Source organism: Streptomyces sp. PTL18 (assembly GCF_059510295.1).
This window is the reverse complement of the sequence record NZ_JCAJZO010000065.1, coordinates 1-9,399: the sequence shown is the minus strand read 5'-3', so window position 1 is coordinate 9,399 and position 9,399 is coordinate 1. Positions and strand designations below refer to the sequence as shown.

Sequence of the window (9,399 nt, the reverse complement as noted above, 5' to 3'; positions counted from 1 at the left end):
TACGTCAGCCGCACATCGTCCGCGGCTACTTCGGCGGACCCTACGTCCGCTACATCCTCGAATAGAACCCTTTGAGTTTCGGATCAATACTGTCAGCGCCCATGATCTTGAGTTTCTTCTCGTCCCGGGGCTGGGAGTCCTGGAACGTCGAGCATCGGCTACTGATCCCCGAGGGGATGCCTGTGCTCGTCGATGACGACCTGTGCTTCGAGGACGGTCCGGCAGCGCCGCGTCCGGTGGCGGTGGTGAACCGGTGGTTGCGTGAACTCCCGGCCAGCGGGGCGCCAGCACCGAGCTCGTGGGAGAACTACGCGCGGGTGGTCAAGGAGTGGATGGAGTTCCTGGACGAGCACGGGGTGGGTCTGTTCGACTCGCGGGTACGGCTGAAGGCCGCGTTGAGCCGGTACGCCGAGTATCGGGCGGCTGGTCCGTTGAAGGCCCGGTTCGCGGCGACGACGTGGGGCCAGCACATGAGCATCCTGTCGCTGTTCTATCGGTGGGCGATCAACGAGGGGTACGCGACGGCCGAGCCGTTCACCTACCGCGCCGCGCGAGCCCTGTTCGCGGGCACCGGCCGGGAAGTGAAAGTGAATCTGGCGGTCCGCCGCACCCCGAAGCCACACGTGACGATCAAGTATCTGGAGCCGGACTTCACCGAGTTGTTCCGCAAGGGACTGCGCGGGCTCGCCCCGGACGGCTCGCAGGACACCGGCTTCCACGGGCGGGAGCTGACCCGCAACGCGGCAGTCGGGGATCACGCGCTGGCCACCGGGATGCGGCTGCAGGAGTTCACCTACCTGCTGCCCTGGGAGATCCCCGCCCTGCCGTCGGAGCCGACCGCGGTTCCCATCCCGTTCCCAGTGCCGGCCGCGATCACCAAGGGCAAGAAGTTCCGCACCACGTGGACCTCTTACCAGGCCTGGACTGCACGACTACCTCGACCTGGACCGCGCCGCCACGACGGAAGGCTCACCCTGGCGGCCGCCACGGCGGTGGGGCGAACCGCTGATGGTCACCGAGCCGGACGCCCGGGGAGGGCTGATCAACGGGATCCGGCGGCCCTGGGCGTCTCTGACTCCGGCCGAGCGGCGCCGCCTGGTCGCCCCGCAGGGCGGTTCGTGCCTGCTGGCGGTGAAGAACGGCGGCGGCCCGTTCACCGCCTGGGCGACGGTCTTCGAGCGCACATCCGACCGGATCCGGGCCCGCTTCGAGCCCCGATTCCCGCACGTCTGGCCCCACCGATGCCGCCACACCTTCTCGATGAGGACCTTGGAATACCTGGTCACCGGGCACTACCGGCAAGCCGCGAAGCTCGTGCGGGACACCGATGCCGACGCCGCCCTGGTCTTCTACCTCAGCAAGGCCGACCCGCTGCTGGTACTTCGTGATCTTCTAGGACATTCCACCGTCCTCACCACGGAAAAATACCTCCGGCGCTTGGACACAACGCGTATCTTCCGGGAGGCATACGAGGGCGCCGGTGCCGCAGCCGGACTGACCGACGACGCGAGCGCCGATCGGGAAGCCGCCGCCGAGTTCGACGACGACATCGAGAACGGGGCTGCTTGATGCCGACCATGCTGATCGACCAGCCCCTGGGAATCACCTGCGTGTTCAGCGACGGAAGCCGTGCGGCGTTCTCGCTGGACGGCCTGCCGAACCCGTTGCTAACCCGGCAGTTGGCCACTGGCCTGGTGGACCTGATCCACCCGCACGGCACTGCGGATACCGCGGGCACGGTCAACCATTACGCCCAGGCGATCCGGGGCATGGTGCGGACACTGGCCGCGCAGGGCTTCACCGGCGGCCTCGACCAGCTCAGACGGGGCAGGCTGGCCGAGTATTTGATGGGATGCTCGGGGAGCCGGGAGGCATGCACCCGCGCGATGATCGAGGCGTTCGGTCAGGCCGGCGGCTCGCTGACGGACGGTGTGCTGGAGCTCGCGGCTGGGCGGAACTTCAACGTTCAGCCGAACCACCACACCCTGCCTCCCTACTCCGAGACCGAGTGGCAGCGGCTGGGAGACCTCTGCCGACGACTCGTCGAGGAGTCGTACGCGGCCCACCGGCAGGCCCTGACCGCTGTCGCTCACGGCCAACTCCCCGCCGAGGGCGGATGGACTCCCCGAAATCTTCGCTGGCTGCTGGCCACCATCGGGCCGGCGAACATCTCCACGTTCGGCCGCAACGTCGGCATCTCGGCCGCTCTCGTTCACCGCCGCGGCGGCTTCCACGACGCGGCGCAGGCCCTGTTCCCGCACCTGGAAGTGCTCATCGCCTACCGGCTGCTGTTCGGCATCTACTCCGGCATCGTCCCCGACGGCATCGAGGACCTGGTCACGCAGGACGTCGACTGGGCCGGGGACTCCACGATCCTGCTCTCCTACGTCAAGGGCCGCACCGCGGCCGAGAGCCTGAATCTGCCGCGCAGGGCCGTGCGCCTGCTGGAGCAGTGGCTGGCCCACTCCACGCTGCTGCGGAGGTTCGTTCCGCCGGACGAGGGCCGCAAACTGTGGTTGGGGCTGAGTCGGGCCGGCGGTGACCGCCGGGTGCGGCAGTTCGACCGCGTCGCCATCCAGCGGTGGGTCCAGCGGCACCAGCTGGTCGGAGACGACGGGCAGCCCTTGAAGATCCACCGGTCCCGGATCCGCACCACGCACGAGGCGATGCGGGACAAGAGCGCGTGGACCGGCAGCGGCCGGGCCACCATCGACCCGAACCACACCCCAGCCGTCGAAGGCGACCACTATCTGACGGCCGCGACCCCCGCCCAGCAACGGGCGGTCGAGGCTGTGATCGAAGACGCCCAGCATGACCTGCTGCGCAGGTCGCATCCGCCGACGGTGATCACCGAGGAAGAGGCCGCCGCCCTGGCTGAGGGCTATCCGCAGCTCGTGGCGGACCTTGCCCTCGACGACGAGGTGATCGCCGAACTCGTGGGCGGACAGCGGGATGTGTTCACCGCCGCATGCGGCGATCAGCTGTCCGGACTTCACGGCCCGAAGGGCAAGCCCTGTCCGGCCCGCCCCTGGGTCTGCCTGTTGTGTCCCCTGGCGGTGTTCGCACCACGGCATGCAGTCAGCCTGCTGCGGCTGAAGGCGTTCTTCTCCCGGCAGTGGCAGCAGATGCCCGCCGCCCACTTCATGGCGGTCTTCGGCCCCTACGCCGCCCGCATCCAGCAGGTCCTGGACCGCTTCGATCCGGCCGTGGTCACCGCGGCCGCCGCCCACGTCACCGACCGGGACGACGAACTTCCCCTGCGACCCGAGGAGATGACCGCATGAACACCGCTCTCGCACCCGCCTTTGACGGACACTCTGCCGTCTTTGCGGGCGCCGATGTCTGCGACGAAGCCGGCCTGGCCCTTCCGGACAACGCCGCTCGCCCCGCGTTCGAGGACGACGTCTGGGACTTCACCCACGTCATCGGCTTGCCGACCCAGTTGAGCCCCTCGCTGAGGCGCTTCGACTTCACCCTGATCAAGGACTCGCGTTGACGACTGGTGGCCAAGGAACTGGTCCTGGCGATGCTCGCACCACGCCATCAGAAGGTCGTCCCGTTGCCCCGAGCCTTCCGCAACCCGCTCCACGTCACCAGTTGCCGCAGCCGTCTCGACGAACTCGTCCGCTTCTTCAACTGGTTGGGCGAACGGGCGACCGGCGGCCTGCAACAGATCACCACCCGGGACTGCGAGGCATACCTGGCCCACCGCCGCTACGTGCTCGATGAGGACGGAGCCGTGATCGGCGAGAACAGCCACGCGACCAGGAGATCCGCCGCTCAGGTCGTTGTCGACCTGGTGAACTACCGCGACCTGTTCACCGCCGACCGCGTTTCCGCCGAGCTGCGGCCCTGGGGCGGCGCCACCGCCTCCGCCGTCGCCGAGATGCCCAGCGGCCGAGATGAGAACAAGACCCAACCGGTCGCGGACGACATCATGCAGCCGATGCTCGCGGCCGCACTCTATCTGATGTCCACACTGGGCCCGCACGCCGTCGACCTGGCACACAAGATCCGCGAATCCGACCTTCACTCGGCACGGCGAGCCCAAGGACTCCGACGCGTCGGCCCCAAGAACCGCGTCCCGGTCCGGGAGCTCAGCGAAATCCTCGCCGAGTACACGCGAACGTGCACAGCCCTGCCCATGTTGGAGGACCATTACATCGCGAAACGCCTGGAAAAGGGCTGGGCCGAGGACGATCCTCTTCTCCCAGTGGCCATGGGCACCATCGCCCGCCGGGCCGGGCTGAGCCAGTTCTGCCACCCGTGGTTGCCCACCATGAGGCCGGCGCTGGAAGCCGCCCTTGCACGGGTCGGCGTCGAGAGACCGTTCGGCCGCGACGCGGACCCGGCCCCCGCAGTCGACGGAACATCGTCAGTGCCCTGGACCCTGCCACTGTCCCGGCTCCAGGCCGTCGCCCTGGTCGGCATCGTCCGCACTGCCGCGATCATTACCGCTGCCGCCGTCTCAGGCATGCGGGCGAGTGAGCTGATGGAATTGTGCATCGGCTGCCGACGACCGTCCGAAGAGTCCGTCCCGGGCCTACCCCGCTACCGGATCGCCAGCAAGATCGTCAAAGGGCAGCCGCTGGGCGGCACCGCCGACGAGTGGGTCGTCATCGAGCCGGTCTATCGCGCGATCGAGCTCCTGGAGCAACTGCACGACGCCCCGGCAAAAGGAGCCCTGCTGATCGGCAGGTTCTCCTTCAACGTCCGCTTCAAGTGGTTCAAGAACTGGGCCAACTCCGAAGCCGGCCGACGACTTGGCCTGGCGACAATCCCCGAGGGACCAGTCAACTTGCGGATGCTGCGGCGCACTTTGTCCCTGGAAATGGCCTACCGGCCCGGCGGCGTCCTGGCCACCAAGATCCACATGAAACATATCGCCGTGGCCACAACGGAGGGCTATACCTCGCGCCCTGGCGGGGCCCAGGCCGAGCTGTTGGCTGAGGTCAACAAGCACGAGAGCGAGCGCAATCTCCAGCTGGTACTGGAGGAGTTCCGAAACTACCAGGACGGCGTTCTGCCCGCCGGTCCCGGCGCCCGCAGCCTCACCGAGTTATTCGCCGGCATCGACGCCCAGCTCGATGCCGCCTCGGCCACGGCCCCGAAAACCCAGCGCAACGACCGAGACGTCCTCAACCTCCTGACCAAACGCGCCAACGTCCTGCACCTCGGCCCGGCGAACTACTGCTGGTTCACCGACCCGTCCCGGGCACTCTGCCTCAAGCTGGCCGGCACCCCGACGGCCGACCGTCCGCTGGTCGGGATGTGTGACTCCGCCCGCTGTCCGCAGGCCACCCATCACCCCTGCCACCGGCCCGTCTGGGCCGAGCACGCCGAACGCACCGAGATCTTCCTCGGCCAGCTCGGCACCACACGCAAGACCGAACGCACCCGGCTCCAGGCCGACTACGACCGGGCCCTCCGCATCGTCGCCGAGATCGACGCCGCCAACACCAAGGACGAGGAGTCCGCATGAGAATCTCCGCAGCTCAGCGGACCGAGAACGAGAATCGCATCCGGGCCGCCATGGACCGCCTCCTTCGCGGCGAAATCCCGCCCGGCGGAAAGTGCGACATCAAGACCCTCGCCGCCGAAGCCGCGGTCGACCGCACCGCGTTCTACGGCACCCGCCCCTACGCTCACCTCCGCATCGAGTTCGAGCGACGTCTGCAGGCGCTGCAGCAGGTCGGCGAGATCCCTGACCCCCGCGAAGCCCAGATCGCCCGGCTCAAGGCGGAGAACGCCAAGCTCAAGGAGCGGCTGGCCGCGTCGGAGCAGACGGTCGACGAGCTCACGGACTTCCGCACCCAGGTCCTGGCCCGGCTCGCCGCCCAGTACGAGGAGATCGCCCGGCTCCGCGAAGCCGCCGCCGGAACCAGTCGCATCAGCCGCCTCCCGGCACCTCGGACCACAACGATCGGATCCTGCAGTTAGACAACCGTCTCGCACCCGGCGCTGTCAGCACCGGGTGCGATGATCTGCCCATGGGCGTTCTCTACGGCTACTTCGCCGCTGCTGATGACGACGACGCTGTCCGAGTTGTCGTCCGCGATGACGACCAGCCCAGCGGGACCGGCTATGACCAGCTGGTGGTCAAGGGCATCGACCCAGTGGTCGAGCTGACGCCCGCCGAGACACTCATGACAGGCCGGTCCGCCGCAGAGGTCCAGTCCGACCCTCGACACGGCAGTCTCATCGGAATAGTCGGGGACGGCGAAGTGGTGGTGTCATTGACGGACGCCCTTCGGGACGCGCTCGCGACTTGCGACACCAGGTTCCTGCACGACGTCGCCACTGGCTGGTCGCGCACCGAGGGTGTGTTCTACTACCCGGCCGATCCAGAAGACCTCACCAGCTTCCTGAAGCAGTTGTCCGATCTCGCCGGCCGAGCGGTCACCCAAGGAGCCCGCCTCTACTGCTGGATCTGCCCCTGACCCCGCGACCGCTTCCGGCCGGGGCGCGTGGCTCCAGGCCTCACCACGATCACGCGAGAGAACGGACTCATGACCAGTCTCATCGAGATGAGCGAACGCGAGTACTTCGCCAACGTCGGTAAGCGGCCTGGGATGTTCGTCGGCCGAACCTCCTACCACGCGCTGACCGCGTTTCTTATCGGCTACGACCAGAGCTCGGCTCGGCACGGGACAGCAGGACTTGCCGGGTGGCGCGAGTGGCTTGTCGCCCGCCGAGGACAAGACTGCATCCACGCATGGCCCGGCCAAATCCTGCACATCGCCCTGCCCGACGGCTGGGACAACCCCTGGAACCTGCCCCCCGAGAACGAAGCCCGCGCCATCGAGGTGCTCTTCCAACTCCTCGACGAGTTCCTCGCGAACCGCGAGAGCAAGGCCGAGGACTGACCCGCTCGGGACGCGCTCCAGACGAGACCGGCCGCCCTCTTCCCTACAACAATGATCGGAGACCCCGATGGGCCTCACCTGGGTGACCTCGGCCGGCGGGCCGTTGATCCTGGTCGCCGAGTCAGACTGCCCAAAGTGGGGTGGGGCACCGCGCAACTACCCCGACGACGAGGGCGATTACGGACGAGCCTGCGAGGTCGAGGGCTACATTGGGCTGATCGATGTCGGCGATTCGCAGGCTCTGGCCCTCGGGGACATGCCCGCACGGACTACATTCCTCCCCCAGCTCAACGTTCTGGTCCGTGAGATCGCGGGCGACGACGAAGCAGAGCTGCCGGACCTGGTCGCCGAACTCCTGCCAAACGTGGACTGGGAACCCGGTCCGATTTGGAACGTCGCGGAGCCAGTCATCCTGTTCGACTCGGTTTACGACTCCACCGAGATCGAGAACGAGGAGCACCTACGCATCGACCTCGCGACGGGCGAGTACGTCATCGATGCCGGTTACGTCGAGACACCTGGCGAATACCTCATCCTCGTGCGACTCACGCGAGTCTGAGCCCCTGCCTCGGATGCCACGGCCGACACCCGACGTCACCCGGGAGTGTGGTCTGCGTCACGTCTGCGCTGTCGCAATGCAACACGCACCGATACCAGCGTGGCAAACGGAGCCTCCGAACCCCGCCAGCTCAATGACAACACGCACTCATCCGCACACGGCCTCTGCGGACACAAGGCACACGTACGTCACGCATCTGACGGAGGACGGGGTGGACCGGCGCTTCATCCAGCAGCAGGTCGGCCACGAGTGCGACAGCTCCCTGGCCATCTACACCCACGTCAGCGACGACTTCATGAACACTTCCCTGCACAAGGCACTGGCCCCGGCATTCGCCGGAGCCTGACGGGAGGGATCCGGCGATGACCGCCAAGCTCGACTACCACTGGCACCTGCGCAAGGTCATGGCGGACCGCGGGATGTTCTCCACCACCGACCTCATCCCGCCGCTCGCCGAACGCGGCATCCCCCTGTCCTCCAGCCAGGTCTACCGGCTCGTCGTCGAGCGGCCTGAGAGGCTCAGCCTGAAGATCCTCATGGCCCTGCTCGACATCCTGGACTGCACCATGGACGACCTCATCGAGCCCATCGCGGTGGCCGCGGCCGTGAAGAAGCCGAAGAAGGCCGCCGCCGGCGGCGGCACGGCGCCCGACTCAGAGGGACTCAGCGGACTGCGTCCCAAGCGGGCCCGTATCAGGGGTGTTGACCGGCCGTGACCACCGCTGACCATCCCGACCGCGCCGTCGCGGACCCGATCGGCCTGGTCACCGACCTGATCGCCGACATCGAGAGGGAACTCGCCCCCGACACCATCCGGGCCGTGGTCGCCACGGTCGCGGGCGGCCGAGCGAAGTCGCGTCGCCTCGCTCAGGCCCTGGCGGGGCGGCCCGCCGTCCTGACCGACGGCCGGTCCCCGGCGCCCCGGGCCATAGGTGACCTGCTCGTTGAGCTCCGCAAGGCCGGCGCCTCGGCGATCTCGCCGCCGGTCTGCGCGGAGTGCGGCAAGCTCCTGCGCACTTTCCAGCGTCGCGGACAGGACTGGTACTGCTCGGTCTGTGGCCAGGAGACCACTGAGTGCGCCGCCTGCGGAAACACCCGGCGTATCTCCTCGCGGGACCGCACGGGCCAGCCACGCTGTTCGATGTGTCCCGACACCGACGACCGTGATCCGGTCACGATCATCCACGAGGTGATCACCACCATCGACAGGGACGCCGACCGCGACGTCATCGCCGACGCGATACGCCGGTCGGCATCCCGGCCCTCCTACCAGCAGAGACTGGCCTGGGCCCTGGAGGAGAACCCAAGACTGCTGACCGGGGAGGGCCACCTCGCGCCCCTCCGCGCCATCCCGCGGTTCATCGACCTGCTGCACGCAGCCGATGTCGCCGGGATCGTCCGGCCCGCCTGTCCCCGCTGCCACCGCGTGGTCCGCATCGACAAGCCGCTCGACGGACAGCGGGTCTGCCGCAACTGCATCGCCAAGTCCCGTATCGAAGAATGCGTACGCTGCGGCGCCCGGCGCGAGCCCGGCACCCGCGACGCCCAAGGACGCCCGCTGTGTCCGAACTGCCTGATCACGGACCCGGCCAACCGGGAGACCTGCACCGCCTGCGGCCAACTGCGCATGGTGAGTATCCGTACTCCCGCCGGTCCGGTCTGCCCCAACTGCCGTCCCGTGCCGATGCTGGTGTGCTCGATCTGTGGCCGCTCAGCGCCCTGCATGCTCTCGAAGCTGACGGGACTGCCTCGCTGCGGCGGTTGCGATAAGCGCCAAGCTCAGTGCGCCGTCTGTGGACGGCTGAGGGGTATCCATTCCGGCACCGCCGACGCCCCGGTCTGCGGCCCGTGCACCGCACCGGACGCCGAGCTCTGGCGCCCGTGTCCCACCTGCGGCGAAGCGGAACGGCTGCAAGCGCCTGGCCCGTGCCCTCGGTGCACACTCAAACAGCGGCTCGATGAGCTCCTCACTAA

The 9,399-nt window shown here is 68.0% G+C and carries 10 protein-coding genes and 2 pseudogenes; all 12 read left to right on the top strand.

Annotation, left to right across the window (positions count from 1 at the left end; genetic code table 11):
• Nucleotides 1–101: 101 nt before the first annotated feature.
• Nucleotides 102–455, top strand: a pseudogene (locus AC5WS8_RS38565) (site-specific integrase); the annotation flags it as partial.
• Nucleotides 456–1,008: 553 nt separating this feature from the next.
• The gene (locus AC5WS8_RS38560; protein WP_496108142.1) at nt 1,009–1,569 is read left to right on the top strand and encodes a hypothetical protein; all 561 of its coding nucleotides are present in this window, start codon (nt 1,009–1,011) and stop codon (nt 1,567–1,569) included.
• Complete coding sequence (locus tag AC5WS8_RS38555; RefSeq protein ID WP_496108141.1) at nt 1,569–3,284, top strand: hypothetical protein; 1,716 nt, start codon at nt 1,569–1,571, stop codon at nt 3,282–3,284. The genes AC5WS8_RS38560 and AC5WS8_RS38555 overlap by 1 nt, the downstream gene beginning before the upstream one ends.
• Nucleotides 3,281–3,496, top strand: a complete 216-nt coding sequence (locus tag AC5WS8_RS38550) for a hypothetical protein (protein WP_496108140.1) — start codon at nt 3,281–3,283, stop codon at nt 3,494–3,496. Before AC5WS8_RS38555 ends, AC5WS8_RS38550 begins: the two co-directional genes overlap by 4 nt.
• A gap of 6 nt (nt 3,497–3,502) precedes the next feature.
• A complete protein-coding gene (locus AC5WS8_RS38545; protein ID WP_496108139.1) occupies nt 3,503–5,482 on the top strand; it encodes a site-specific integrase in 1,980 nt (659 codons plus the stop codon).
• Nucleotides 5,479–5,940, top strand: a complete 462-nt coding sequence (locus tag AC5WS8_RS38540; RefSeq protein ID WP_496108138.1) for a hypothetical protein — start codon at nt 5,479–5,481, stop codon at nt 5,938–5,940. Before AC5WS8_RS38545 ends, AC5WS8_RS38540 begins: the two co-directional genes overlap by 4 nt.
• 50 nt (nt 5,941–5,990) lie before the next feature.
• A complete protein-coding gene (locus tag AC5WS8_RS38535) occupies nt 5,991–6,440 on the top strand; it encodes a hypothetical protein (protein ID WP_496108137.1) in 450 nt (149 codons plus the stop codon).
• Nucleotides 6,441–6,509: 69 nt separating this feature from the next.
• The gene (locus tag AC5WS8_RS38530; protein ID WP_496108136.1) at nt 6,510–6,866 is read left to right on the top strand and encodes a hypothetical protein; all 357 of its coding nucleotides are present in this window, start codon (nt 6,510–6,512) and stop codon (nt 6,864–6,866) included.
• Nucleotides 6,867–6,933: 67 nt separating this feature from the next.
• Nucleotides 6,934–7,425 carry an Imm21 family immunity protein gene (locus AC5WS8_RS38525; protein ID WP_496108135.1) on the top strand — a complete coding sequence of 164 codons (492 nt, stop codon included), beginning with the start codon at nt 6,934–6,936 and terminating at the stop codon, nt 7,423–7,425.
• A 133-nt stretch (nt 7,426–7,558) separates the two neighbouring features.
• Nucleotides 7,559–7,771 (top strand): tyrosine-type recombinase/integrase, encoded by a 213-nt coding sequence (locus AC5WS8_RS38520; RefSeq protein WP_496108134.1) that lies wholly within the window; start codon nt 7,559–7,561, stop codon nt 7,769–7,771.
• Nucleotides 7,772–7,787: 16 nt separating this feature from the next.
• On the top strand, nt 7,788–8,141 hold the full coding sequence (locus AC5WS8_RS38515; RefSeq protein WP_496108133.1) for a helix-turn-helix domain-containing protein: 354 nt from the start codon (nt 7,788–7,790) through the stop codon (nt 8,139–8,141).
• Nucleotides 8,138–9,399, top strand: a pseudogene (locus tag AC5WS8_RS38510) (site-specific integrase); the annotation flags it as partial. The gene AC5WS8_RS38515 and the pseudogene AC5WS8_RS38510, both read left to right, overlap by 4 nt.